Genomic DNA, 23323 nt, shown 5'->3' with positions numbered 1-23323 from the left:
ATGTTCAAGAAGATTGCAGCTTCCGTCGCCTTGGCAGGGGCGCTGGCTTTCTCCGCAGCGGCTCCCGCAGTCCTGTCCGTAAGTGCCATCGGTAACTGGCCCGACCCCATGGGCACCACACTGTCCATCGGCAACTGGCCCGATCCCATGAGCAGCAAGGGAAGCCTCTCGGCCATCGGCAACTGGCCGGACCCGATGACCTTCTCGACCAACATCGGCAACTGGCCCGATCCGATGTAAGCATTGGCTCTTTGATAGCTCCGGGACATGCGCGAACCATGTCCCGGAGCCATTTTTTGCCCCGAAACCCCCTCGATTGCTCCACAACTGCCCCTATGGGGCGTCAAAACGGCACTTGTGGAGCAGCCGACGGGGAACTCGACGGCGGCGGGGCGGCTGCATCGCCGGCCGGCAGAAAACAAAAAGAGGGCCTCCCGAATGGAAGGCCCTCTTTTGATTGGTCGGGATGACAGGATTTGAACCTGCGACCTCGTCGTCCCGAACGACGCGCGCTACCAAGCTGCGCCACATCCCGATCCGTTGCTTCAAAAGCAACTTCACAAGAGTATCGGATGAGGGTCCGGATGTGAAATCGGGCCCCGCAACAAGGAGCCGCAGCCGGCCACCGCAGCAGCAGCCGCCGCCGGACCTCATGGCCCGCGATGCCTCAGACCAGCGAGTCCTTCCAGGCGCCGTGCAGCTGCGCGAAGCGCCCGCCGCCACCGATCAGCTGCTCCGGGGTGCCGTCCTCGACCACGCGCCCGTCATGGACCACGAGGACCCTGTCGGCGGTCTCCACTGTCGACAGGCGGTGGGCGATGATGAGGGCCGTCCGGCCGCTGTCGGCGCCGATGCCCTGCAACAGCCCCGCCAGGCCGGTCTGCACAAGCCGCTCGGACGGGATGTCCAGCGAGGACGTGGCCTCGTCCAGGATCAGCACGGCGGGCCGGGCCAGGAAAGCCCGGGCGAAGCTGATGAGCTGCCGCTGTCCGGCGGAGACCCGGCCGCCGCGCTTGTTGACGTCGGTGTCGTAGCCTTCCGGGAGTTCCGTGATGAACCCGTGCGCGCCCACGGCCCTGGCGGCGTCCTCGATCTCCTCACGGGAGGCTTCGGGCCGGCCGAGGGCGATGTTGTCCGCGACGGAGCCGCTGAACAGGAAGGCCTCCTGGGTGACCATCACGACATTCCGGCGCAGGTCCGCCGTCGCCAGTTCCCGCAGGTCCACGCCGTCGAGCGTGAGGGAGCCGGAAGAGACGTCGTAGAAGCGGGCGATCAGCTTCGCGAGGGTGGATTTGCCGGCGCCGGTCTGGCCCACCAGCGCCACCGTCTGGCCGGCGGGGATGTGCAGGTCCATGGCCGGGATGATGACCGGCCCGTCGCCGTAGCGGAATTCGACCCCCTTGAAGTCGATGGCTCCCTTGGCGTCGTGCAGGGCTACCGGGTTCTTGGGCGGCCGGACAGTGGGAACCTCCTCGAGCAGCCCGGAGACCTTCTCCAGCGCAGCCTGCGCGCTCTGGAACGAGTTGTAGAACATGGCCATCTGGTCCACCGGCTGGAAGAAGCGCTTCGTGGACAGGATCAGGGCCAGCAGCACACCGACGGCCAGGTCGCCGCTGAGCACCCGGAAGCCGCCGAACAGCAGGACGACGGCGACGCAGACGTTCCCGATCAGCACCAACCCCGGCTGGAGGACCCCATTGAGGTTGATGGAGCGGACCGTGACCTTGCGGTAGTCCTCGGAGAGCCCGGCATACTGCTCCGCGTTTTCGCGTTCCTTGCGGAACGCCTTCACCGCGCGGATGCCGGTCATGGTTTCGACGAAGTGCACGATCAGCCGCGCCGAGACAACGCGGGATTCGCGGAACGCGATCTGGGAGTGCTTCTGGTACCAGCGGGCCAGGAAGTACATCGGCACGCCGGCGGCGAGGACCAAGAGCCCGCTCCGCCAGTCGAGGGCAAACACCGTCACGGCGGTGAACACCATAAACAGCATCCCGGAGGCCAGCGAGCTGATCCCCGAGTCCAGGAGTTCGCGCAGCGCCTCCAGGTCCGAGGTCTGCCGGGCGATGATGCGCCCCGACGTGTACTTTTCGTGGAATTCCAGGCTGAGCCGCTGGGTGTGCCGGAAGACCCGGACGCGCAGGTCCAGCAGCATCGCCTGGCTCAGCCTCGCCGTCGAGGTCACGTACAGGGCGGTAAGGCACGCCGTCGCGACGGCGGCGGCGAGGTAGGCGGCGCCGGTGAGCAGCAGCGGGACGCTGTCGCCGGCGGTCAGGGCCGGAAGGGCCCGGTCGATGCCGAAAGCGATCAGCGCGGGCCCCGCGACGCGGGCCGCCTGGGACAGCACGACGGCGGCAATGGTCAGCCAGAACCGCCGGCGGACCGGGCGGATCAGCGAACCCAGAAGGGCCAGGGAACGGCGCCGGACGGTCTTGCTCTCGCCCTTGGACAGGTGCGCGTTGTCCTCGTTCGCGGTGCCGAAGGTCGCACTGCTCATCGGGAAACCTCCTCGGCGTCGAGATCTGACAGTTCGGAATCCAGCAGCTCGGAGTCCAGGTCCCGCGGCTCCGGGTCGAGGCTGGCGATCACGTAGCGGTAGTGGCGGTTCTCCGCGAGCAGCTCGGTGTGGGTGCCGACGGCGGTGATGCGTCCGTCCTCCAGCAGGGCCACCCGGTCCGCCAGCGCGACGGTGGACGGCCTGTGCGCCACGATCAGCGTCGTCGTTTCGGTGAGCACCTCCCGCAGCCTGGCCTCGACGAGCTCCTCGGTGTGGACATCAAGGGCGGACAGCGGATCGTCCAAGACCAGGACCCTGGGCCGGGCGGCGATGGCGCGGGCCAGGGCGATGCGCTGCCGCTGGCCGCCCGACAGGCTGAGCCCTTCCTCGCCGATCAGGGTGTCCAGGCCGGCCGGGAGCGAGTACGCGAAGTGGGCCTGGGCGACGTCGAGCGCCTCCTCCAGGGCCTCTTCCCGGCGCTCGGCGGGGAGGCCGGCCGGGGCGCCGAGCATCACGTTGTCGCGGACGGAGCTGGAGAACAAGGTGGTGTCCTCAAACGCGACGGCGACCACCGTGCGGAGCTCCTCGACGCTGAACTCGCGCAGGTCCACCCCGTCGATGGTGATGGAACCGTCCGTGACCTCGTACAGCCGGGGGACCAGCTGGAGCAGGGCGCTCTTCCCGCTGCCCGTGATTCCCACCAGGGCCATGGTTTCGCCGGGTTTGATGTCAAGGCTGATGTCGTTGAGGATCGGCTTGTCCGGGGCATCCTCGTAGGCGAAGGTGGCGTTGTTGAAGCTGAGGGCGCCCTTCAGCTCGGCGGGGCGGCGCGGCTGGTCGGGGCTGGTGATGGTGTTCACCGAGTCCATCACCTCGAAGTGCCGGTCCACCGCGGTTTTCGCGGTGAGGGCCATGGCCAGCAGCATGCCGCAGAATTCCACCGGCGTGGCGATGACGGCAGCGGTGGCGAAGAACGCCACGAGCGCGCCGATGCTCAGCTCGCCGGTGGAGGCCAGCAGGATGCCGACGACGAGGCCGGCGCCGAGGGCCAGCTCGGGCAGGAGGGTGACCACCAGGCTGAACGTGGCGAGGTGCTTGGCCTTCGCAATCTCGGTCTGCCGGAGTTCCTCGGCCTGTTCGTTGAAGTTTTCCAGTGCCTCGCGGCTGCGGCCGAACGCCTTGAGCACACGGATCCCGTGGACCGATTCCTCGACCGTGGTGGCGAGGTCGCCGGCCTGGTCCTGGCTGCGGCGGGCCACCTTGCTGAAGCGGGTGCGGAAGCGGAAGCCGTAGATCATGATCGGCACCGCGGCGGCGAGGAAGATCAGTGCCAGCTGCCAGCTCATCGAGAACATGACGGCGACGCCGATCACGACGGTCAGGGTGGTAACCACCAGCATGATGGCGCCGAAGGCCATCCAGCGGCGCAGGAAATTCAGGTCCGTCATGGCGCGGGAGAGCAGCTGCCCGGAGCCCCAGCGGTCGTGGAAGGAGACCGTCAGGTCCTGCAGATGGCCGTACAGGGACACCCGCATCCGGGTCTCGACCGTGGTCGCGGGGTTGATCACGAACTGCCGGCGCAGGGCCACGAGCACCGCCTCGGCAATGCCCAGGACCAGGATGACGAGGGAGGCGATCCAGACCGCGTCCGTGCTGCCGCCGGGCTGGAGGGACTGGTTGACCAGCACCCGGAGCACCTGGGGGATGGCCAGGGCCACCACGCTGGCGAGCAGTGCGCAGAGCAGGCCCATGACCAGCCGCGGAATGATCGGCTTGACGTGCGGATAGAGACGGCTGATGGAGGAGAAAAATGAGGTCTGCTTGGCCATGCCTGCTTCTTAAAACGCAACTGCGAAATATCTAACGCAAATGGATGTAGTTTCCTGTAGCAACTACCCTAGGCCATCGGGTGACCCGGTTCACATAAAAGTCGACAGCATCAGGATCTCGCCCAGTAATTACATTCCGCAATGGCATCCCGGTGCGCCGCGCATACCGCGGGACATGTCCAGTGGTGGCCGCGGGTGCTTAGAGGGGACATATCCAGTGGTGGCTGTGGGTGCTTCGAGGGGACATGTCCGATGGTGGCCGCGGGGAAGGGCCATAAGCGCACTATGTCCAGCGGCGGCGCCCAGGGGAGGGCATGTCCCGTGGAGGCGGGGGAGGCGGGGTCAGGGACGCTCGGTGAGCGTGAGCAGCACGGCCTCGGGCCTGCACGCGATCCGTACCGGGGCGAAACGCGAGGTGCCGATGCCGCCGGAGACGTTCACCGGCGTCGTGCGTCCCTTGCTTTCCCAGTCGTGCAGGCCCTTGGCACGCCACGTCGGGAGGTCGCAGTTGGCGACCAGCGCGCCGTATCCCGGGAGGCAGATCTGGCCCCCGTGGGTGTGCCCGGCCAGGAGCAGGTCGGTGCCGTCCTCGGTGAAATGGTCCAGGACGCGCTGGTAGGGCGCATGGATCACAGCGACGCGGAGGTGCGGTCTGGTGTTTTGGCCCTTGGTGCCGCGGGGCCAGCCGGCGTACCGCTCGAGGCCGAGATGCGGATCGTCCACGCCCGAAAAGTCAATGCGCAGGCCCTTGACCACCAGCGACTGGCAGCGGTTGGTCAAGTCCACCCAGCCGCCCATGCCAAAACCGGAACGGAGCCGCGGCCAGTCCAGCTTGGCCGGGGTCTTGGGTTTCGAGGACGGGCCCAGGAAGTACGACGCCGGGTTCTTCAGCCGCGGGGCGAAGTAGTCGTTCGAGCCGGGAACGAAGACCCCGGGGAACTCCATCAGCGGGCGGAGCGACTCCAGCAGGGGCTCCACGGCCTGGGCGTGGCTGAGGTTGTCGCCGGTGTTCACCACCAGGTCCGGCCGCAGTCCCGCCAGCGAGGACAGCCATTCGGCCTTCCGCTGCTGGCCGGGCACGAAGTGGATGTCGCTCAGGTGAAGCACCCGGATCGGGCCAAAGCCGACAGGGAGGATCGGGAGGGTCTCTTCGCGCAGGACAAACTGGTTTTTCTCCCACAGCCCGTACGCGGTCATGGCGGCGCCTGAGACGGCGCCGGCGGCAGCGGTTACGGCAAAGCCGCGCCCGACGCGTCGGACGCGGCTTGCCAGCGGGTCAAGCCGGTTCACGGTTTGGGCTTATCGCCGTTACCTGGCTGGTCCGACGGCGCCGGCGCCGGCTCACTCGGGGCCGGGCTGGACGGTGCCGGCGTCGCATCCGACGACGGCTTGGGCGCGGGAGCCGGGCTGGTCACCAGGTTCGACGGCGGGGCCGGGAACGGGTTGGTGCCGAACGCCGGTGCCACCTGGGCCATGTATTTCGAGAACTGCGGACCCGCGATCATGTAACCGTCGATCGCCTTGTAGAACTTGCCGTTCAGGGTTAGGTTGCGGCCGAACCGGTCCTGGCCGCCGAGCGCATCGCCGAACCATGACGCCGTCGCCAGGCCGCTGGTGAAGCCGACCACCCAGGTGGAGTTGTTGCGGTCGTTGGTACCGGTCTTGGCAGCGATCGGGAAGCTGGTCCGGGTGGAGATCCGCGGCTGGATCAGGGAGCCGGAACCGCGGTTAAGGACTTCCTGCAGCGCATAGGTCACGCCGCGGGCAACTTCCGGTTTGATCGCATCGCGGCAGCTCGTGGCCTGCGCCGGCAGCTGGGCGCCGGTGGCGTCCGTGACCGACTCGATGGCGATCGGCTCGCAGTACTTGCCGTCGTTCGCGAAGGTCGCAAACGCGCTGGCCATGGTCAGCGGCGAGGTCTGGGTGGCGCCGATCAGGTTCGACAGCCGGGTCATGGGAACGGGCTCGTTCGTCTGGCCCGCGTGGATTCCCACGGCGTCGACGATCTTCTGGATGCCACAGAGGTCCACCTGCGCCGCGGAGGCAAAGGTGATGGTGTTGATCGAGTTGTAGAGGCCCTCGAGGACGGACAGGGGGCGGTACCAGTCCTCTTCGGCGTTCTGCAGGTCAGGAGCCGCGCCCAGGCCTTCTTCCGCCGTGTTGTAGGCGCCTTGCACGGGGGTGGGGCAGGTGTTCTTCCACCGGAAGTTCAGCGGGTACTTGCGCACGGAACCGTTGAGGACCGTGTTCATGGACTTGCCCTCGTTCAGCCACTGCGCGAAGGTAAACGGCTTCATGGTGGACCCGGGCTGGAAACCGCCCAGGCCGCCGAGGTCATTGCCCTTGGCGTCCTTCATGTCCACGTTGAAGTTGATGACGTTGTTGAACTTCCCCTCGGCCTCCAGGAACTGGGTGTTCTGGGCCATGGAGACGATCTTGCCCGAGCCCGGCTGCACGGAGACCAGCGAGGCGCCCCACTTGTCCGGGTTCTCCCCGGCGGAGGCCTCAACCTGGGTCTGTGCCGCGGCCTGGGCATTCGGGTCCAGCGTGGTCTTGATGGTGAGGCCGCCGCGGAACACCTTGCGGACCCGGGCGTCGGCGTCCGCGCCGTAGGCCGGGTTGTTCAGCAGCAGGTGCAGCACGTAGTCGCAGAAGTACGGGGCCGTCGCCGAGTAGGCACAGCCCTGGCGCGCCGGGGTGACCTTCGTTTCCACCGGAGTGGCAACGGCGGCATCGTAGTCGGCCTGCTTGATCTTGCCCTGGGTCAGCATGGACTGGAGCACCAGGTCGCGCCGGACCTTGGCGTTCTCGGGGTTGGTGATCGGGTCATAGAAGGACGGGCTGTTGACGAGGCCGGCCAGGAGAGCGGCCTGCGGCAGGGTCAGATCCTTGGCGGTGGTGCTGAAGAAGAACTTGGACGCGGCCTCGATGCCGTAGGCGTCGCGGTTGAAGAAGACGATGTTGAGGTAACCCTCGAGGATCTCTTCCTTGGTGAACTTCTTCTCCAGGGCGATGGCGAGCTTCATTTCCCGCAGTTTGTCGCCGACGCCCTTGTTCACACCGTTGAGGAGGACCTGGTCGCTCTTTCCCTCGGCCTCGAGGGAAGAGTTGATGACGTTGTTGACGTACTGCTGCGTGATGGTGGACGCGCCCTGCTTGTTGCCGCGGGCGGTGCTGACCAGCGCACGCATGATGCCGGTGGTGTCCACGCCGCCGTGCTCGTAGAAGCGGCTGTCCTCGATGGCGATGACCGCATCCTTGATGTACGGCGACATCTGGTCGAGGGAGACTTTGGTGCGGTTCTCCGCGTAGAGGCTGGCGATCACGCTGCCGTCGGAGGCCAGGATCGTCGTCGACTGGCTCGGCGGGTCCACTTTCAGCTCGGCCGGAAGGGTCTCGAAAAATTTGATCGATCCGCTGGCCGAGCTGCCGGTGACGGCGGCCGCAGGGACCAGCAGTCCCGCCACCAGGACGCCACAAATGGCGCTCACGCCCAGGAAAAGAAGGATCTTTCCGAGGGTGGTGGCCGTGTCAAATAAAGGGTTCTTACCAGTCGCCATGTTTTCCACTTTACCGGCAAGGACTAGGCTTTAGCTCATGACCAAATGGGAGTACGCCACGATTCCGCTCATTATCCACGCCACAAAGCAGATTTTGGACCAGTGGGGTGACGACGGCTGGGAGCTTGTCCAGGTTGTCCCCGGCCCCGACGGAAACGGCCTGGTCGCCTACCTGAAGCGGGAGAAGCAGTAGCCATGAGCACCCCCGCATCTGCCGCCCCGGGCGCCTCGGCGGCTCCCGAAACTCCGGCCCACAGCTCCGCCGGCACGGGCGCGTCGTCCGCCGTCGAGCAGCGCCTGGCCGAGCTCGGCCTGACCCTGCCCGAGGTCGCCGCTCCGGTTGCCGCCTACGTCCCCGCTGTGATCTCCGGCAACCATGTCTACACCTCCGGCCAGCTGCCGTTCATCGACGGCAGGCTCGAGGCGACCGGCAAGGTGTCCTCCGGAACCGAAGGCGCCTCGGACGAGGTCACCGTCTCACCCGAAGAGGCCAAGCGGTACGCCGCCGTGTGCGCCGTCAACGCACTGGCTGCCGTGAAGAGCGTCATCGGGGACCTTGACCGCATCACCCGGATCGTCAAGGTTGTGGGGTTCGTCTCCTCCGACCCGTCCTTCACCGGCCAGCCCGGTGTGATCAACGGCGCATCCGAACTGCTCGGCCAGGTTCTCGGCGACGCCGGCCAGCACGCGCGGTCCGCCGTCGGCGTTGCTGTTCTTCCGCTCGACTCACCGGTTGAAGTCGAACTGATCGCCGAATTCGCCTAGAGGGCAGGTCAGTTCCTTGCCTCAGTTAGCCCGACGACTGTTTGTCCTCCCTCCGGATCTTGAGGGGGCGGCCCGCAGCTGGCTCGAACACGGAGAACGGACCCCCCGCGCGGCCCGGTTCGCATCCTCGGTAGTGCTCCTCCGCGATTCTCCCACCGGCCTGGAGACCTGGCTGGGCTACCGGCCCGGGTCCTCACCGCTAGGTGTGCTCGCCTTCCCGGGCGGGTCGCTGGAGGCGTCCGACGACGACGCCGTCGGCTGGCTGGGCCCTTCGCCGCAGCATTGGGCCGAGCAGATGGGAACGGACGACGTCGGCTTGGCGCGCCGCCACGTGGTGGGCGCCATCCGTGAGCTGTTCGAGGAAACCGGCATCTTCCTGGCCGGACCGGACCTGTCCACCACCGTCGAGGCGACGTCCTCGGCGGAGTGGATGCGGGCCAGGGTGGCTGTGGCGGAGCAGGAGAAGTCGTTCACGGACGTGCTCGCCAAGCGCGGGCTCTCCGTGCGGACGGACCTGCTCAAGCCCCTGGTCAACTGGCTCAGCCCGGACTTCGCGCACCGCCGCTTCAACACCCGCTACTTCGCGGCCACGGTGCCGATGAACCAGCAGCCGTCGCTGCTGGCCAGCAAAGGGGTGTGGGGACGCTGGGTGTGTGCCCGGAAGGTCATCGACGACCGGAACACCACTGCCCTGGGCGATGAGGTGGCCCAGGAGAACACCACCGGGCTTGTCCTCGGCCAGCTCCTGGTGCCCGGCTCGGAGATCATGCTGGAGAAGATGGCCGCCGCCAACGGCTGCATCGCCTACCTGAGCTACAAGCGCAAGGCCCACGTTTACCAGCCGAAGCTTGTCGAGGAAGACGGCCGGCTCATGCTCGAGGTCGAGGCGGCCAAGACCGTGGCCGGGGAACCCCAGCGCGAACGCTGAGCAACGTAGATCCGGCGCGCCAACGGGACCGGTCGTGCGTGGCTGTCTGTATGCTGTGCGCATGACGGCCCTGCAGATCTATGTCAGTTTCCCCGGCACAGCGCGTGAAGCACTCGGCTTCTACGCGGATGTTTTCGGCGGTGAACTTGCCTTGTACACCTACGCGGAGTTCAGCCGCACCGACGGCCCGCCGGATGCCATCGCCCACGGCCAGCTGAACGGCACAGTCGCCTTGGCGGGGTCTGATGCGGCCGCCGGCGAAAAGAGTGTCCGGTTCGAAGGCCTCAGGCTCTCACTGCTGGGGACCGCCGAACCGGCAGTTCTCCACGAGTGGTTCGACAAACTCGCCGCCGGCGGCAGGGTGGTCGACCCGCTTGCCCCGAAGCCCTGGGGCGCTTCGGACGGCCAGGTCATCGACCGTCATGGACTTCACTGGCTCATCGGCTACGAACCAGAGTCCTGAGAGACGCCGAAGGCCGGCTCCGTGTCTTCACGGAGCCGGCCTTCGGTGCACTGCAGGTGTGCTGGCAAACAGGCTTAGCGGGAGCGCTGGCGGAGGCGCTGCATGTCGAGGATGACGACGGCGCGGGCTTCCAGGCGCAGCCAGCCGCGCTGCACGAACTCGGCGAGGGCCTTGTTGACCGTTTCGCGGGAAGCTCCGACCAGCTGGGCCAGTTCTTCCTGCGTGAGCTCGTGGGCCACCAGGACCCCGTCGGTCGCGGGGCGCCCGAAGCGGTCCGCCAGGTCCAGCAGCGCCTTGGCCACGCGGCCCGGGACGTCGGAGAAGACCAGGTCGGACAGGGAATCGTTGGTGCGGCGCAGGCGGCGGGCCAGGGCCTGCAGCAGCTGTGCCGAAACCTCCGGACGGGTGCGCAGCAGGGCGTTGAGGCTCTCATTCTTGAGCCCGGCCAGGCGGGTCTCCGAGACGGCCGTTGCCGTGGCGGTGCGCGGGCTCGGGTCGAACAGTGCCATTTCGCCGAAGAGCTCCCCCGGGCCGAGGATGGCAAGCAGTGACTCCCGGCCGTCGGGGGACGTGCGTCCCAGCTTGACCTTGCCGGAGACGATGAAATAGAGCTGGTCGCCCTGGTCACCTTCCCGGAATACCGAGGCTCCGCGTGAGAGGTCCACCTCGGTGAGTTCGTCCGTCAGCAGACGGAACGCCTCGTCGTCGAGCGTGGCGAAAAGGGGTGCGCGGCGCAATACCTCGATATCCATGAAATCTCCTGACTAACTGTGTCGGCTGGGGCGCTTCAGCCATTGTTTCAGAATTTTGGCGCGTCTGTGACGTACTTGGCACCGAAACGCGCCAAACGTCGCGGCCGCGGGTTCATCGGCGCCTTCTTCGGCCGCCGGACGCGCCGGGCAAACTGTCAGCCTGCGCCGGTAGAATTGGGGTTTACCTGCCTGTAAGGAGCATTGGTGTTCGGCTTGACCATCTTGGACCTCGTGTTGATTTTGACGCTGCTGTCCTACCTGTTTCATGGCCTGCGCAATGGCTTCCTGGTGACAGCCGGCGGCATCGCCGGATTCGCCGCGGGTGCCGTGGCCGCGTTTGTGTCCGTCCCCATTGTCAGCGGACTAGTGGAGGACAGCGGTTGGCGCCTCACGGCCATCATTGCCACCGCCGTGCTCCTGATGGTCCTCGGGCACGGGCTGGGCACAGCAATCGGCCGCCGGATCCGCAGCGTCGTCAAGATCAGCCCGCTGCGGTCCGCGGACCGGTTGGCCGGCGGCGGCGTCAACGTGGTGGTGTCCGCCTTGGTGATGTCGATGCTGGCCTTCAGTATCGGCGCGCTCGGTGTTCCCTTCGTTTCGCAGCCGCTCGCCGAGTCCAAGGTGATCCGCTTTATCGACGGCGTGACTCCCGTGCCGCTCAAGACGTCGATGGCGCAGCTGCGGTCCGCCGTGATCGGTGACGGCATCCCGACGCTGTTCGAGGGCATCGGGCAGGGCCAACCGGTGGCCATCCCGGACACCAGCACCGACACTCCGGCACTGAACAGGGCCGCGGCGTCGGTCCTGAAGATTGCCGGCACCGCCTACCAGTGCGGGCAAAACCAGACCGGAACCGGGTTCGTCGTTTCCCCCGGCCGGGTGGTTACGAACGCCCACGTGGTCGCCGGCGTGCCGGAACCGGTGGTGGAGATCCCCGGCGGCGGCGCCCTGCCCGGGCGGGTCGTGTACTTCGACACCCAGCACGACCTCGCGGTAGTGGCCGTGGACGGACTCCGCACCGCCCCGCTGCCGCTCAGCTCCGACCTGCCGGCCGGCAGCCCGGCAGCGTTTGCCGGGTACCCCCACGGCGGCCCGTTCCAGTCCAAACCTGCCACGGTGCAGGACATTGCGACGGTGCTTGTCCCGGACATCTACGGCAACAACCCCTCGCCGGCTGACGTGTACCGGATCGCCGGGGACGTCCAGCCGGGCAACTCGGGAGGGCCGCTGCTGACCAACGACGGCCAGGTGGCAGGAGTAATTTTCGCCAAGGCCACGGGCGAGTCCTCGCTGGGATATGCCATCACCATGACGGACCTGGAGCCGGTCGCGGCCCAGGCGCCGGGCCTCGGCAGTACCGTTTCCCCGGGCCAGTGCATCCAGAAGTAACCGGCGACGTTCCCGGCGGCGGGAACTAGTCTGCTACAGCCACTCCAGGCTTTGGCCGTGCGGGCCGGTGATCGCCACCGGCCTGCCGTTGTGCAGCAGCAGGAACCGTCCGCGGAGCCGCCCGTCATCCATTTCCGGGACCACGCTGGAGCCGTCCGCCTGGAGGATCACCATGTGCCCCTCGTTGGAGAGCCAGTGGCAGCCGCGTTCGGCGGCGAGCCGCGCCATGGTGCCGCGGAACCGGTCCCGGGCCTCCGCGTCAAGGTAGGCCATGACCGCGCTGTGGAACACAACCAGGGTCGCGTCCGGCGGCGCCTTCGCGGCCAGGCCGACCAGTTGGTCGTTGAGGTCCCCGGCCACGAGCAGCGGCGGGTCGGCCTGGGCGAGCGAAATCGCCAGGCGCAGCCTCTCGCGGCGGAAGTCCTGCTCCGGCCAGATCAGGGCCTCCAGCCAGGCAACGTCGTCGGGGTTCCGGACGTCGAGCGGGTTGAGGTCGATTCCCGCACGCCACACCACCTGCGGGAGTTCCGCCGGAAGCGGGACCGGGCCCGTGACGGCGCAGCCCAGGACCGGGTAGCTGCCGGGGGCGGCGCTGTCGGGGGCCAGCCGGATGACCTGGGCGCCGGCGCCGGCGCTGAACTCGTAGCCGTAGCGGTCCGGAAACAGGGTGAGCCCGGCCGAGGCCCCGACCTCGATGAGCGCGAGCGGGCGCCCGCCGGCCGCGGCGATCTGCGCGAGGGAAGGCAGCAGGGTGGCGCAGCGCCCGGCCTCATTTGTCTGGGTGGCGCGGGAGAGCACCGTGCGGGAGACATCAGCCCAGTGTGCGTCCAGGAAGGCCCGGAAGTCCCGGTAGGGGCTGATCGGCGCACCGAGGAAGCGGGCGGCCGCGAGCATCAGCAGGGGCTGTCGTTTGTTGTGCGGCCACTCGTCAATCCGCCGGAGCAGCTCCGGGTCCTCCGCGATCCCCACCGACCATTCGGCGTAGCACTCCGAGTTCCCGGGCGCGTCGACCGTACCGAAGTGCCGGTACCACGCAGCCGTGCCCGATTCCGCAGGGCCCGATTCCGCAGGGCCTGCGTCCCCGCGGGCGGTGCCACCGGAGGACATGCTCAGTCCCGGCCGGCCTGCAGCCCGGCGAGGTATTCGACGGCGAACCGGTAGCCCAGGATTCCGGCGCCGGCTATGACGGCGTTGCTGATGTCCGAGAGGTACGAGTGGTGCCGGAACTCCTCGCGGGCATGGACATTCGTGATGTGGACCTCGACGGCGGGCAGCTGCACCGCGGAGATGGCGTCCCGGATGGCGACCGAGGTGTGCGTGTAGGCGCCGGCGTTGATGACGATGCCGACGGCCTTGCCGCGGGCGGCATGGATGGCGTCCACAAGGGCGCCCTCATGGTTCGACTGGAAGCACTCGACGTCGAGACCGTGCGCCGCGCCGGCGTCCTTGGCGAGCTGTTCGACGTCGGCCAGGGTGGCGGTGCCGTATTTCTCGGGTTCGCGCGTGCCGAGCAGGTTCAGGTTGGGCCCGTTGAGGACCAGGATGGTGCCGCGGCCGGCGCCGTCGGGGGTGGCTTCGCTCATGCCTGCCAATGTATCGCGTTGATTGCGCGCGGCCGTATCCAATTGCGGAATCGGCGCGCAAATGACAGCACGGTGACCCGCCGGCCGGCTCTGGTCCGCGCCTGCCGGCCTGCCTAGACTGAAAGGACCATCGTGCGGAGCTCCCGTACTGGTCAGCCCGCGCGCAACGCCCATCTCGGAGCACATCATGCGCAACATTCATGCACGAAAATCAATCTGTAGGGTCGCCGTGGGCATCGTCACCCTTGCGGCGTTCCTCGTGCCGGCGCCCCTGGCCGCCGCCGCCCGAGCGGACGGGGATGACCGGACCCCGGTGATCAGACTCCCCGGCGCCACCGGCGCTGAAGGCATCGCCGCAGGCGAGGGCACCACGTTTTTCGCCGGCGACCTGCCCAACGGGAACATCTTCCGTGGGGACATCGACAAGGGCACGGCACATCCGTTCATCACGGCGCCGGAGGGCCGGGCCGCCGTCGGGATGAAGGTTGACCGGGATAATGACCTGCTCTTCGTCGCCGGCGGCGCCACCGGCCAGGCCTATGTCTATGACCTGGAGACGAAGAAGACCGTGAGGGTCTACGACCTGGCTCCGGCGGGTGCCAGCTTCATCAACGACGTCGCACTGACCCGCGACGGCGCGTGGTTTACCAACTCGCGCGCCGGTGAGCTCTACCGCATCCCGATCAGCAGCGACGGGAAACCGGGCGACGCCCGGACCCTGGCCCTCGACGCGCCGGCCGGCACCGTGGACGAGGGGTTCAACCTCAACGGCATCGCCGCCGCCGACGACGGCGACCGGCTGATCGTCGCCCACACGGGCCGCGGCGCCCTGTACGCGGTCGATCCCGCCGACGGATCGAACAAGTTGATCGAGGTCACGGACTCCTCCGGAGCCCCGGTCACCGTGACGAACGTGGACGGCATCGTCGTCCGGGACGGCACGCTCTGGGCGGTGCAGAACTTCCTCAACCAGGTCAGCAGGATCGATCTGAATTCTCGCCTCAGCTCCGGTGAGGTGAGGGAAGTCATCACCAGCGAGAACTTCGACATCCCCACGACGGCGGCGTTGTTCGGCGAAACCCTCGCAGTCGTCAACGCGAAATTCACGACGCCGGGGGCCACGAGTTTCGAAGTTGTCCTCGTCAAGGCGTGCTCCGGCGGCTGAGGGCCACGGCGGCGGGTGAACCGGCCGCGCCTTCTTAACGCGCCGCGATCCGCTCAATCCGGCGCAGCGCCAGGGCACACACCGGAAGGTAGGCCGGCGCCCACCACGGGACCGTGAAAGTGACGAGGCAGCCGCCGCCCTGCGGAACAACTCGATGGCCGGTGGCCGGGAGCCCCGCAACGGACCAGGACCAGTACCGGCCGGGCTCGAGCGCCGTCACGGTGTACGGCAGCGCCACGCCCAGGACGGTGCGGACCCTGCCCCTGCTGCCGGCGGCAAGCCCTCCGGATCCGGGCTCGGCCGCGCGCCCTGCCTCGGGACCGGCGGGGATTCCGGTCCGGGCGGGCTCGACGCCGGTGATCGATGGTCCCCAGGCCGGCCACTGCCCAGTATCGGTGAGCAGAGTCCAGACGTCCTCCGCGGACGCGGCGACCCGGCGTGACACCGAGAAGGTCATCTGGGCCGTCCGAGGATGGCGAGGGCGGCACGGTGGCCGCTGAAGAGCGCACCATTAATGGACGCGGTCTCCCGGTGGTCCCCGCAGATGACCAGCCCGGACGGGCCCTCCACCGGCTGGGGCCGCAGCGGCGGCCGCTGCAGGGGCAGCGCATGCGGGACGTCGTGCCGCGCCACCAGCTCCCAGCCGGACGTGGAGGAGCCGAAAAGGTCTGCGGCGTGCCGGAGGACGTCGTCGTCGCTCGGGATCGGCCGGCCCGGGACACGCAGCGCGGACGTCTGGACCAGGTGCCGCCCGGCCGGGGCGTAGCTCGGGGCCGCGTTGGAAATTACCGCAGCGTTGACGAGCGGCCCGCCCGGGTGCGCGCGGCCGTCGATGTGGAGCATGTCCACCGCGCTGGGAGCCGTGTCGGCCGCGAACCAGTGGGTCAGCACGCCCTTCATGGCCGGAACCTCGCCGCCGGTCAGTCTGGCCGAGTTGACCGGATCGGCGGCGAGCACGACGTGGCGGGCCCGGAGCCTGGCACCCGCGGCAGTGACCACGGCCCCGTCCCCGTCCGGGGTGATCGATTCCACCCGGGTCGAAGTGCGGACCGGGGTAATGAGGGTGTCCGCCAGCTGCCGGGGGAGAGCCTGCATGCCGTCGCGCGGCAACCCCTGCACGCCGGTCGCGAACACGCGCACCAGCTGCAATGCGAAGTCGTTGGAGGTGGTGCCCTCGTCGTCCAGCAGCACTCCGGCGAGGAACTGGTCCACTGCCCGGCGCAGTCCGCCGGAGCATCCGGCCCGATCCAGAGCCGCCCGCAGCGGAACATCGCTGCCGGGGTGCCGCCGGTGGCCGGTGAACGCCGGTCCGGCCCAGCGCAGCAGCCCAGCGACGGAGCGCGGGTCCAGCAGGCCGCTGCGCAGGGTCTGCAAGATCAGGGCGGGCTCGCGCAGCGGGTGGGCGAGGACCGCGATGGAGTCCGGGCCGCGGACCCGCAGGCCGGCGCCGAAAGACTGCAGCGCCAGGGCCCCGACGTCGACCCACCGGCGGACCGCGGGGTAGGAGGGATTGAGCACCTGAAACCCGCGGTCCACGAGGAAGCCGTCGATCCGGTCGGTCCGGATCCGGCCCCCGATATCGTCGGAGGCCTCCCACACGAGCACCTGCCGCCCGGCGGCCTGCAGTTCCCGGGCGCATTGCAGCCCGGCCAGGCCGGCTCCGACCACCAATACGTCACATGCATCCGTCATTGCTGCAACGTTCCGGCCTGGACAGCCTGGACCGGGTCCCTGCTCACTTCCTCAGCGACTGCGCGATCTGCGCCATCACCGTGTTGTCGGCCAGGGTAGTGGCATCGCCGACCTCACGGCCTTCCGCGACGTCCTTGAGCAGGCGCCGCATGATCTTGCCCGAGCGGGTCTTGGGCAGTTCGGGCACCACGAGGATGGTCTTGGGCTTCGCGATCGGCCCGATCTCCTTGCCCACGTGGTTCCGGAGTTCCTGCACGATCGCGTCCCCGGTGTCCACGGCGTCGCCGCGGAGGATCACGAACGCGACGACGGCCTGGCCGGTGGTCTCGTCCGCGGCGCCCACGACGGCGGCTTCCGCGACTGCCGGGTGGGACACGAGGGCGGATTCGATTTCGGCGGTGGAGAGCCGGTGGCCGGAAATGTTCATCACATCGTCCACCCGGCCGAGCAGCCAGATGTCGCCGTCCTCGTCCCTCTTGGCGCCGTCCCCGGCGAAGTACATGGTTTCGAAGCGGGACCAGTAGGTTTCCTTGAAGCGCTCCGGGTCGCCCCAGATGCCGCGGAGCATGGCCGGCCACGGTTCGCGGATGACGAGGTAGCCGCCGGAACCGTTCGGCACGGACCCGCCGAGTTCGTCCACGACGTCCACGGCGATGCCGGGCAGTGGAACCTGGGCGGAACCGGGCTTGGTGGCGGTGACCCCGGGCAGCGGGGCGATCATCTGCGCGCCCGTTTCGGTCTGCCACCAGGTGTCCACGATCGGCGCCGGTGTTTCCTTCCGCTCGCCGTTCTTCCCCGCGTTGCCGCCGATGACCTCGCGGTACCACATCCACGCTTCGGGGTTGATGGGTTCGCCCACCGAGCCCAGGACGCGGATCGAGGAGAGGTCTGACTTCGCCGGGATCTCCTTGCCCCACTTCATGAAGGTACGGATGGCGGTGGGGGCGGTGTAGAGGATGGAGACCTTGTACTTCTCCACGATTTCCCACCAGCGGCCCTGGTGCGGGGAGTCCGGGGTGCCCTCGTACATGACCTGGGTGGCGCCGTTGATGAGCGGGGCGTAGGCGACGTAGGAGTGACCGGTGATCCAGCCGACGTCGGCCGTGCACCAGTACACGTCGGTTTCCGGCTTCAGGTCGAAAACGGCCTTGTGGGTGTAGGCGCCCTGGGTGAGGTAGCCGCCGGTGGTGTGCAGGATGCCCTTCGGCTTGCCGGTGGTGCCGGAGGTGTAGAGGATGAAGAGCGGGTGCTCGGAGTCATGCCCGACGGCGGTGTGCTCGGCGGAGGCGGTCTCGACGGTGTCGGACCACCAGTGGTCCCGGCCGTCATGCCAGTCGACGTCCTGGCCGTTGCGCTTGACGACGACGACGTTCTGCACGGTGTGGCCGCTGCCGTCGCCTTCGTGGGACAGTGCCTCGTCGACGGCGTGTTTGAGGGAGCTGGGCTTGCCGCGGCGGTACGTGCCGTCGGCGGTGACCACGAGCTTGGCTTCGGCGTCGTCGATCCGGGACCGCAGGGCCTCGGCGGAGAAGCCGCCGAAGACCACCGAGTGGATCGCGCCGATCCGGGCGCAGGCAAGCAGCGTGATGACGGCCTCGGGGATCATCGGCAGGTACACGGCCACACGGTCACCCTTGGCCACGCCAAGGGACTCGAAGGCGTTGGCGGCCTTCTTCACTTCTTCGGTCAGCTGGGCGTACGTGTATGTACGGGTGTCACCGGGCTCGCCCTCGAAGTAGATGGCCACCCGGTCCCCGTTGCCGGCCTCGACGTGCCGGTCCAGGGCGTTGTACGCGGCGTTGATCTCCCCGCCGACGAACCATTTGGCGAACGGCGGCGTGGACCAGTCCAGGGTCTGGGTGAAGTCCTTGCTCCAGGTGAGCAGCCCGCGGGCCTGTTTGGCCCAGAAGGCCGGCCGGTCGGCGTCGGCCTCGGCGTAGTCGGCGGCCGTGACCACCGCGTTGGCCGCGAACTCGGGGGAAGGCGCGAACTTGCGGTTCTCCTGCGACAGGTTTTCGAAGGCATCGCCCTGGGGGGCCTGCGTCGTCGTGGAGCCGGGTGTCTGCTGGGACATGGTGAACCTCATCATTCATCGATCCGTGCTGCGCGGAGCGTCCGTTCCGCCGCAGGGCCGTGCCGCGTGCGCGGCGTCGGGCATGGGCTGGTCACGGTCGGACCGCAAAGAGCTGTTCCGAAATACACACTAACGCCTGAGCCGCGCCCGACGTGTGCCGCGTCACACAGCGAACCGTGAGCGGTGTTTGTTAAGCGCCGAATGGCGGGGGGCAGGCGGAGGCTCTGGTGCTGGTGGCCGTCCTTCGCCAGAATGGGGCGAGGCTGACTCGGCCGCTATTGGGGGGAAGAGGCGCATGAAGTACTGGGATCCGGTGCCGGACAACCCGTGCCCGCCTGGCATGGCCATCCGTGTGGATACCCCGCACCATCTGACCCTCCTGCTGTTCATCCGCGACGCCTGGCACATAGCCGGCGACGCCGATGTGCCCCGGCTGGAGCCGCTGCCCGAAGCCGGGATTTCGCAGCTCCCGGATTCGGCAACGCCGGCGGAGTGGGAAGCCCGCTGGCACCGTGCCTGGGCCCGGTTGTGGGACTGGTACTCCGTGGAGGAGCCGGACCCGACGGTCCACCCGAGTCCGGCCCGCCTGCGTTCCGTCTGGCAGCCGGGACACGGCCTCGACCCCTTGGTCCCGCCGTTCTGGCAGGCGGACTATGGCTGGGACGGCATCGACACCGGCGCGTACAACGCCTGGGTAATGGTGTCCCGGCCGCACGCCGACACCCATCCGGGCAGGAACGCGGCCGAGCTCCCAGAGCCTCAGAGCCTGCCCGCCCTGATCGCCGCCTGGGAAAACGGCCTGGACACCGTGATTGTCCTGCCCTGCCAGGGATACTTCGCCCGGCGCATCACCGCCCGGCATCTGGCAGTCTCTGCCGCCACCCGCAACGAACCCGCGGCCTACAGCCGGGCCCTGCGGACAGCCGCCGGGGACCGTTGACTGATGGACCCGTGCCCGGGGGAAACCGCGCCTGCTGCGGGCGCGACGAGCCACAGGTTGTGCTCGAATGACGCATGCCTCGACCCGCGGCACCGGGATGCCGGGCCTGACTCTTGTGCCACCGTCCCCGGCTTGTCAGCTAGTGATCGGCCTGCCACTTGACTAGGCTGAGATGAAGTTGTGACATCCGATGGAGGCGACGGGACCGCTCGCGGTCCCTGCTCGGCCTGCCGTTAGACGGTGCTGTCCAGGGTGCCGCCATGCTAAGGAGAACCGAATGAACGAGCAAGCAAACGGGCAGCTCAAGCAGCCCGCCCAGAGCCAGGGCAACGCGGGAGCGGAACGGCCAACCGGCTACGGGGACGCGCCCCGCTTCACGGTGGACAAGGCAAGCAGCAAGCCGGTCGGCAAGAAGAACGAAGCGGTCCTGGGGCCCTTCACGGTCCGCGATCTCACCGTCTTCGGCTCGACACTGATTCTCTTTGTTGCCTCGCTGATCCCGATGTTTGCCGTCCGCTACAACCTGTGGAACCTGGGCAGCCTGTTCTTCCTGGGCCTCGGGATCATCCTGCCGGTGATCGTTGCCGCACTGTTCGTGGCGCGCCGCGTCAGCCCCGGAACGAAGATGCGCGTCGGGTCCCTTTCCGTCGACCAGTTCGGCTCTGTGGTGGCGTCCTTCGCCGTCGCGTTCTTCTTCCTGTCCATCGCGGGCGCATTCGTGCCCAGCATGCTGCTGGCCCTCGTGGGCGCCCTCGGGCTGCTCTCGGCCACAGTGCTTGGCCGCCTGATCCCCTTCTTCGCCGGAGATTTCCTGGACCGCGCAGAGGTGCCTGCCCATATTGTGGCCCGCGATGCGGCGGTCCCCGTCCGCAAGCCCCGTGCCCCCAAGGCTCCGAAAGCGGCCACTGAAGAGAAGGCGCCCAAGGCCGCCGGTACCAGCGCGGTCGCCGGCTGGGCGAAGCGCATGACCCCGGGCGGGCAGTCTGCCGCCACGGAACCTGCCCCGCGCGGCGACGCGTCGTTCGGCGCTGCCGCGGGTGCAGCAGGCGCTGCCGCAGCCTCGGGTGCGGCAGCCCGTTCCGCAGCGCCGACGCCGGCACCCGCCCAGCAAGCACCTACCCAGTCCGCGCCCACCCCGGTGGTCAGTGCCCCGGAAACCCAGGCCGCCGCCGTCGTTCCCGCCGCATCCGCACCGGAGGCACCGTCCGCCGCCGAGCAGACCCAGGCCGCCGCCGTCGTGCCGCCCGCCGCAAAATCCGCTGCGGGCGGGCAAGCCCCGGACGCGCAGGCCCGGGCCGCCTCAGCGGCTGAAGACACGCGTGCTGCCGAGGTTCCCGCGGCCGCAAGCCACAGCGCCCCCACCACGGTGAACCCGCAGGTGCGCCAGCAGGAGCCGATCGGCGCCACCGTCGACCCCTCAAGCCGTCCCGAGGACCACGAGGCCCAGCCCGTCCACGAGGCATTCTGGTTCGCCGTCGCACAGCCCCGCACCGCCATGGATGAGCACAGCGGCGCAGCTGCCTTTGTGATCGAACCAGGCGGCTGGGTACTCGCACTCGAGGACCGGGGCCACGAGTTCCTGGTCCAGCACACCGACGGCCGCGTCGGCGTGCTGCGGGACCTCAGCAACATCGAACGCGGTTAGCCGGCCCCCGTGGCCACCAACTCCCGCAATCCGGCCGCCGGTGGTGCCGCGCCAGGCACTGCCACTCCCGACGCCGCTCCCGACGCCGGGCTGGGCGTTGCCCCGGACGCCAAAAGCGCACGCCGCAAAAGCGCCGGGACCAAGAGCGCCGGGCCGCGGGCAGCGGGGGAGTCCCTGCTGGGCTTGAAACGGCGCGCCCGCCGGATCAACAAGGCGCTCGCTGAGCAGTACCCGTATGCCCATGCGGAGCTGGATTTCCGCAGCCCGTTTGAGCTTGTGGTGGCCACGGTGCTTTCCGCGCAGACCACCGACGTGACGGTCAACCAGATCACGCCCCTGCTGTTCGCGCGCTACCCCGACGCGCGGAGCATGGCGGAGGCGGACCCGGCCGACCTGGAGGCCATCATCAAACCCACCGGGTTCTTCCGGGCGAAGACCAGGAACCTGATGGCGCTGTGCAACCGGCTGGTGGATGAGTACGACGGCGAGGTGCCCGGCCGGCTCGCTGATCTGGTGACGCTTCCCGGCGTCGGGCGGAAGACCGCCAACGTGGTGCTCGGGAATGCGTTTGGCGTCCCGGGAATCACGGTGGATACCCACTTTGGCCGCCTGGCGAAGCGCTTCGGCTGGACGGATTCGGAGGATCCGGTGAAGGTCGAATCCGACGTCGGCGAACTGTTCGAACCGAAGGACTGGACCATGCTCTCGCACCGGGTGGTGTTCCACGGCCGGCGCGTGTGCCATTCCCGCAGACCGGCGTGCGGGGCGTGTGCGGTGGCGAACTGGTGCCCCAGTTACGGCATGGGGGAGACGGACCCGGAGAAGGCGAAGAAGCTGCTGAAGTACGAGCTGGCCCCGGGACAGGAGGAGCTGCTCTCGAAGCTGCTCGCCGAGACGCACCGGGCAGCGGAGATCCGGATGGAATCGCAGAGGAAGCCGCGGTGACGGCCCGTCAGGACCTCATCGATCTGGTGGCGGCGGTGGAGGCGGGAACGGCGCCGTCACCGGATCCACGCTGGCGGGAACTCGCCGTCGAGCCCGGTGAGCGGGTCCGCCGGGCCGCCGTACTGATGCTCTTCGGCTCACTCGATAACGTCCCGGCGGCCTCGGTCAAGGCCCTTGCCCCGGCCGATCTGGACGTCCTGCTGCTGCAGCGCGCCCAGACCTTGGATGACCATCCCGGGCAGGTAGCCTTCCCCGGAGGCGGCATCGAACCGGGTGAGTCCGGGACCGACGCCGCGCTGCGGGAGGCGGAAGAGGAAACCGGGCTGGACCCGGCCGGCGTCGAGGTCCTTGGCGTGATGCCGGAGCTGGCCCTTCCGCGCGGAAACTTCCTGGTGACACCCGTCCTCGGCTGGTGGGCGTCCCAGTCACCCGTTCGGGTAGTTGACTACGGCGAGTCTTCCCAGGTCTTCCGTGTCCCGGTCCGGGACCTGCTGGATCCGGACAACCGGGTGATGGCCACCGTGACCAGGGCCGGGCAGACATTCCACAGCCCCGCGTTCACCGTCAACGACGTCGTGGTGTGGGGCTTCACCGGGATGATCCTCAACCAGCTCTTCGACCAGCTGGGATGGGCCGTTCCCTGGGACCGCTCGATCTTGCTCAGCGTCGACACCTGGAGCAGGCTCCACGGCTGATGCGGGACCTCCAGCGCGTTCCCTCGCCTGGATTCCGGGCTGGCTGTTAGCCGGCTGGCTGTTAGCCGGCGGCCATGCCGGCGCCGATCCGGGTGGTGGCTCCCCGCGTGGCTGCCTGCGGGGGCACGGACTTGCTGCGGCCCCGGGACTTGTCGACCACGAGTCCGGTTGCGGCATTCTCCCGCACGGCATTGATGCCCGCGGCGGCGCCCTTAATCGTGTTGAACAGTGGTGAAACGGCGACCACCGTTCCGTCGGATGCCGTCAGCTTGAAGAAGTACTTCTTCTCGCCCGCCATGGCGATCTCAAAAATGCCAGCCAAGGTGCTGCCTCCCCAAAAAATATGCGTCGTTGCATTGCCGGTGAACTATCGGTTCAACCACCGGCCTTTCCGAGCGTAA

22 protein-coding genes and 1 tRNA gene are annotated in these 23323 nt (G+C 68.3%); 11 read left to right on the top strand and 12 right to left on the bottom strand.

All coding sequences use genetic code 11. The features are described 5' to 3' along the window. Positions 1–240: a hypothetical protein gene (locus LDO13_RS15340; protein WP_224047536.1), complete on the top strand. Its 240-nt coding sequence runs from the start codon at positions 1–3 to the stop codon at positions 238–240. A 218-nt stretch (positions 241–458) separates the two neighbouring features. On the opposite strand, the gene LDO13_RS15335 is transcribed toward LDO13_RS15340, so the two are convergent. The 5 genes from LDO13_RS15335 to LDO13_RS15315 form a co-directional block, all read right to left on the bottom strand. Next, positions 459–535: transfer RNA gene (locus LDO13_RS15335), tRNA-Pro, on the bottom strand. 132 nt (positions 536–667) lie between these two features. After that, complete coding sequence (locus LDO13_RS15330) at positions 668–2497, bottom strand: ABC transporter ATP-binding protein (protein ID WP_224047535.1); 1830 nt, start codon at positions 2495–2497, stop codon at positions 668–670. Beyond that, entirely contained in the window at positions 2494–4326 is a 1833-nt protein-coding gene (locus tag LDO13_RS15325) for an ABC transporter ATP-binding protein (RefSeq protein ID WP_224047534.1), read from the bottom strand. Before LDO13_RS15325 ends, LDO13_RS15330 begins: the two co-directional genes overlap by 4 nt. Before the next feature lie 342 nt (positions 4327–4668). After that, positions 4669–5616 carry a metallophosphoesterase gene (locus tag LDO13_RS15320; protein ID WP_224047533.1) on the bottom strand — a complete coding sequence of 316 codons (948 nt, stop codon included), beginning with the start codon at positions 5614–5616 and terminating at the stop codon, positions 4669–4671. Further along, positions 5613–7886, bottom strand: coding sequence for a transglycosylase domain-containing protein (locus LDO13_RS15315; RefSeq protein WP_224047532.1), 2274 nt, complete (start codon positions 7884–7886; stop codon positions 5613–5615). Before LDO13_RS15315 ends, LDO13_RS15320 begins: the two co-directional genes overlap by 4 nt. Positions 7887–7923: 37 nt before the next feature. Here LDO13_RS15315 and LDO13_RS15310 point away from each other — a divergent pair, with 37 nt between their 5' ends. The 4 genes from LDO13_RS15310 to LDO13_RS15295 all read left to right on the top strand — a co-directional run bounded on the left by LDO13_RS15310 (position 7924) and on the right by LDO13_RS15295 (position 10042). After that, positions 7924–8079, top strand: a complete 156-nt coding sequence (locus LDO13_RS15310; RefSeq protein WP_003797879.1) for a DUF4177 domain-containing protein — start codon at positions 7924–7926, stop codon at positions 8077–8079. Between the two features lie 2 nt (positions 8080–8081). Further along, positions 8082–8651, top strand: a complete 570-nt coding sequence (locus LDO13_RS15305) for a RidA family protein (RefSeq protein WP_224047531.1) — start codon at positions 8082–8084, stop codon at positions 8649–8651. Between the two features lie 16 nt (positions 8652–8667). Then, the gene (locus LDO13_RS15300; protein WP_224047530.1) at positions 8668–9579 is read left to right on the top strand and encodes an NUDIX hydrolase; all 912 of its coding nucleotides are present in this window, start codon (positions 8668–8670) and stop codon (positions 9577–9579) included. 61 nt (positions 9580–9640) lie between these two features. Beyond that, on the top strand, positions 9641–10042 hold the full coding sequence (locus tag LDO13_RS15295; RefSeq protein WP_224047529.1) for a VOC family protein: 402 nt from the start codon (positions 9641–9643) through the stop codon (positions 10040–10042). A gap of 74 nt (positions 10043–10116) precedes the next feature. Here LDO13_RS15295 and LDO13_RS15290 read toward each other — a convergent pair whose 3' ends face one another. Continuing rightward, a complete protein-coding gene (locus tag LDO13_RS15290) occupies positions 10117–10794 on the bottom strand; it encodes a Crp/Fnr family transcriptional regulator (RefSeq protein ID WP_011693220.1) in 678 nt (225 codons plus the stop codon). A gap of 204 nt (positions 10795–10998) precedes the next feature. Here LDO13_RS15290 and LDO13_RS15285 point away from each other — a divergent pair, with 204 nt between their 5' ends. Then, positions 10999–12183 (top strand): MarP family serine protease, encoded by a 1185-nt coding sequence (locus LDO13_RS15285; protein WP_224047528.1) that lies wholly within the window; start codon positions 10999–11001, stop codon positions 12181–12183. 33 nt (positions 12184–12216) lie between these two features. Here LDO13_RS15285 and LDO13_RS15280 read toward each other — a convergent pair whose 3' ends face one another. Beyond that, complete coding sequence (locus LDO13_RS15280; protein WP_224047527.1) at positions 12217–13290, bottom strand: DUF2332 domain-containing protein; 1074 nt, start codon at positions 13288–13290, stop codon at positions 12217–12219. 2 nt (positions 13291–13292) lie between these two features. After that, a complete protein-coding gene (gene aroQ, locus LDO13_RS15275) occupies positions 13293–13766 on the bottom strand; it encodes a type II 3-dehydroquinate dehydratase (protein WP_224047526.1) in 474 nt (157 codons plus the stop codon). A 229-nt stretch (positions 13767–13995) separates the two neighbouring features. Between aroQ and LDO13_RS15270 the strand changes: the two genes are divergently transcribed. After that, on the top strand, positions 13996–14931 hold the full coding sequence (locus tag LDO13_RS15270) for an SMP-30/gluconolactonase/LRE family protein (protein WP_224047525.1): 936 nt from the start codon (positions 13996–13998) through the stop codon (positions 14929–14931). A gap of 34 nt (positions 14932–14965) precedes the next feature. Here the strand turns inward: LDO13_RS15270 and LDO13_RS15265 are convergent, their stop codons facing one another. From LDO13_RS15265 to acs, 3 genes are read right to left on the bottom strand one after another with little or no spacing between them, the layout of a single operon-like run. Beyond that, a complete protein-coding gene (locus tag LDO13_RS15265; protein WP_224047524.1) occupies positions 14966–15388 on the bottom strand; it encodes an SRPBCC family protein in 423 nt (140 codons plus the stop codon). Then, positions 15385–16623 carry an NAD(P)/FAD-dependent oxidoreductase gene (locus LDO13_RS15260; protein ID WP_224047523.1) on the bottom strand — a complete coding sequence of 413 codons (1239 nt, stop codon included), beginning with the start codon at positions 16621–16623 and terminating at the stop codon, positions 15385–15387. The genes LDO13_RS15265 and LDO13_RS15260 overlap by 4 nt, the downstream gene beginning before the upstream one ends. Before the next feature lie 43 nt (positions 16624–16666). After that, complete coding sequence (acs, locus tag LDO13_RS15255) at positions 16667–18697, bottom strand: acetate--CoA ligase (RefSeq protein WP_224047522.1); 2031 nt, start codon at positions 18695–18697, stop codon at positions 16667–16669. Between the two features lie 295 nt (positions 18698–18992). On the opposite strand from acs, the gene LDO13_RS15250 reads away from it, so the two are divergent. From LDO13_RS15250 to LDO13_RS15235, 4 genes are all read left to right on the top strand, one after another. Further along, positions 18993–19637, top strand: coding sequence for a hypothetical protein (locus LDO13_RS15250; protein WP_224047521.1), 645 nt, complete (start codon positions 18993–18995; stop codon positions 19635–19637). A gap of 277 nt (positions 19638–19914) precedes the next feature. After that, complete coding sequence (locus LDO13_RS15245) at positions 19915–21282, top strand: hypothetical protein (RefSeq protein WP_224047520.1); 1368 nt, start codon at positions 19915–19917, stop codon at positions 21280–21282. A 174-nt stretch (positions 21283–21456) separates the two neighbouring features. Then, complete coding sequence (gene nth / locus LDO13_RS15240; RefSeq protein WP_224049807.1) at positions 21457–22227, top strand: endonuclease III; 771 nt, start codon at positions 21457–21459, stop codon at positions 22225–22227. Continuing rightward, positions 22224–22922 (top strand): CoA pyrophosphatase, encoded by a 699-nt coding sequence (locus LDO13_RS15235; protein WP_224047519.1) that lies wholly within the window; start codon positions 22224–22226, stop codon positions 22920–22922. Before nth ends, LDO13_RS15235 begins: the two co-directional genes overlap by 4 nt. Before the next feature lie 61 nt (positions 22923–22983). Here the strand turns inward: LDO13_RS15235 and LDO13_RS15230 are convergent, their stop codons facing one another. After that, a complete protein-coding gene (locus LDO13_RS15230) occupies positions 22984–23244 on the bottom strand; it encodes a YegP family protein (RefSeq protein ID WP_346347021.1) in 261 nt (86 codons plus the stop codon). Positions 23245–23323: the final 79 nt, after the last annotated feature.

This window comes from Arthrobacter sp. NicSoilB4, assembly GCF_019977335.1.
In the GTDB taxonomy this organism is placed as follows: domain Bacteria; phylum Actinomycetota; class Actinomycetes; order Actinomycetales; family Micrococcaceae; genus Arthrobacter.
The sequence above is the reverse complement of the archived record's forward strand: the minus strand, read 5'-3'. Positions and strand labels throughout refer to the sequence as shown.

Bases quoted from the DNA above. Each gene is read 5' to 3' on its own strand.
- LDO13_RS15340 (WP_224047536.1), top strand. From the start codon at position 1: ATGTTCAAGAAGATTGCAGCTTCCGTCGCCTTGGCAGGGGCGCTGGCT.
- LDO13_RS15330 (WP_224047535.1), bottom strand. From the start codon at position 2,497: ATGAGCAGTGCGACCTTCGGCACCGCGAACGAGGACAACGCGCACCTG.
- LDO13_RS15325 (WP_224047534.1), bottom strand. From the start codon at position 4,326: ATGGCCAAGCAGACCTCATTTTTCTCCTCCATCAGCCGTCTCTATCCG.
- LDO13_RS15315 (WP_224047532.1), bottom strand. From the start codon at position 7,886: ATGGCGACTGGTAAGAACCCTTTATTTGACACGGCCACCACCCTCGGA.
- LDO13_RS15310 (WP_003797879.1), top strand. From the start codon at position 7,924: ATGACCAAATGGGAGTACGCCACGATTCCGCTCATTATCCACGCCACA.
- LDO13_RS15305 (WP_224047531.1), top strand. From the start codon at position 8,082: ATGAGCACCCCCGCATCTGCCGCCCCGGGCGCCTCGGCGGCTCCCGAA.
- LDO13_RS15295 (WP_224047529.1), top strand. From the start codon at position 9,641: ATGACGGCCCTGCAGATCTATGTCAGTTTCCCCGGCACAGCGCGTGAA.
- LDO13_RS15290 (WP_011693220.1), bottom strand. From the start codon at position 10,794: ATGGATATCGAGGTATTGCGCCGCGCACCCCTTTTCGCCACGCTCGAC.
- LDO13_RS15280 (WP_224047527.1), bottom strand. From the start codon at position 13,290: ATGTCCTCCGGTGGCACCGCCCGCGGGGACGCAGGCCCTGCGGAATCG.
- aroQ (WP_224047526.1), bottom strand. From the start codon at position 13,766: ATGAGCGAAGCCACCCCCGACGGCGCCGGCCGCGGCACCATCCTGGTC.
- LDO13_RS15265 (WP_224047524.1), bottom strand. From the start codon at position 15,388: ATGACCTTCTCGGTGTCACGCCGGGTCGCCGCGTCCGCGGAGGACGTC.
- LDO13_RS15260 (WP_224047523.1), bottom strand. From the start codon at position 16,623: ATGACGGATGCATGTGACGTATTGGTGGTCGGAGCCGGCCTGGCCGGG.
- acs (WP_224047522.1), bottom strand. From the start codon at position 18,697: ATGTCCCAGCAGACACCCGGCTCCACGACGACGCAGGCCCCCCAGGGC.
- LDO13_RS15250 (WP_224047521.1), top strand. From the start codon at position 18,993: ATGAAGTACTGGGATCCGGTGCCGGACAACCCGTGCCCGCCTGGCATG.
- LDO13_RS15245 (WP_224047520.1), top strand. From the start codon at position 19,915: ATGAACGAGCAAGCAAACGGGCAGCTCAAGCAGCCCGCCCAGAGCCAG.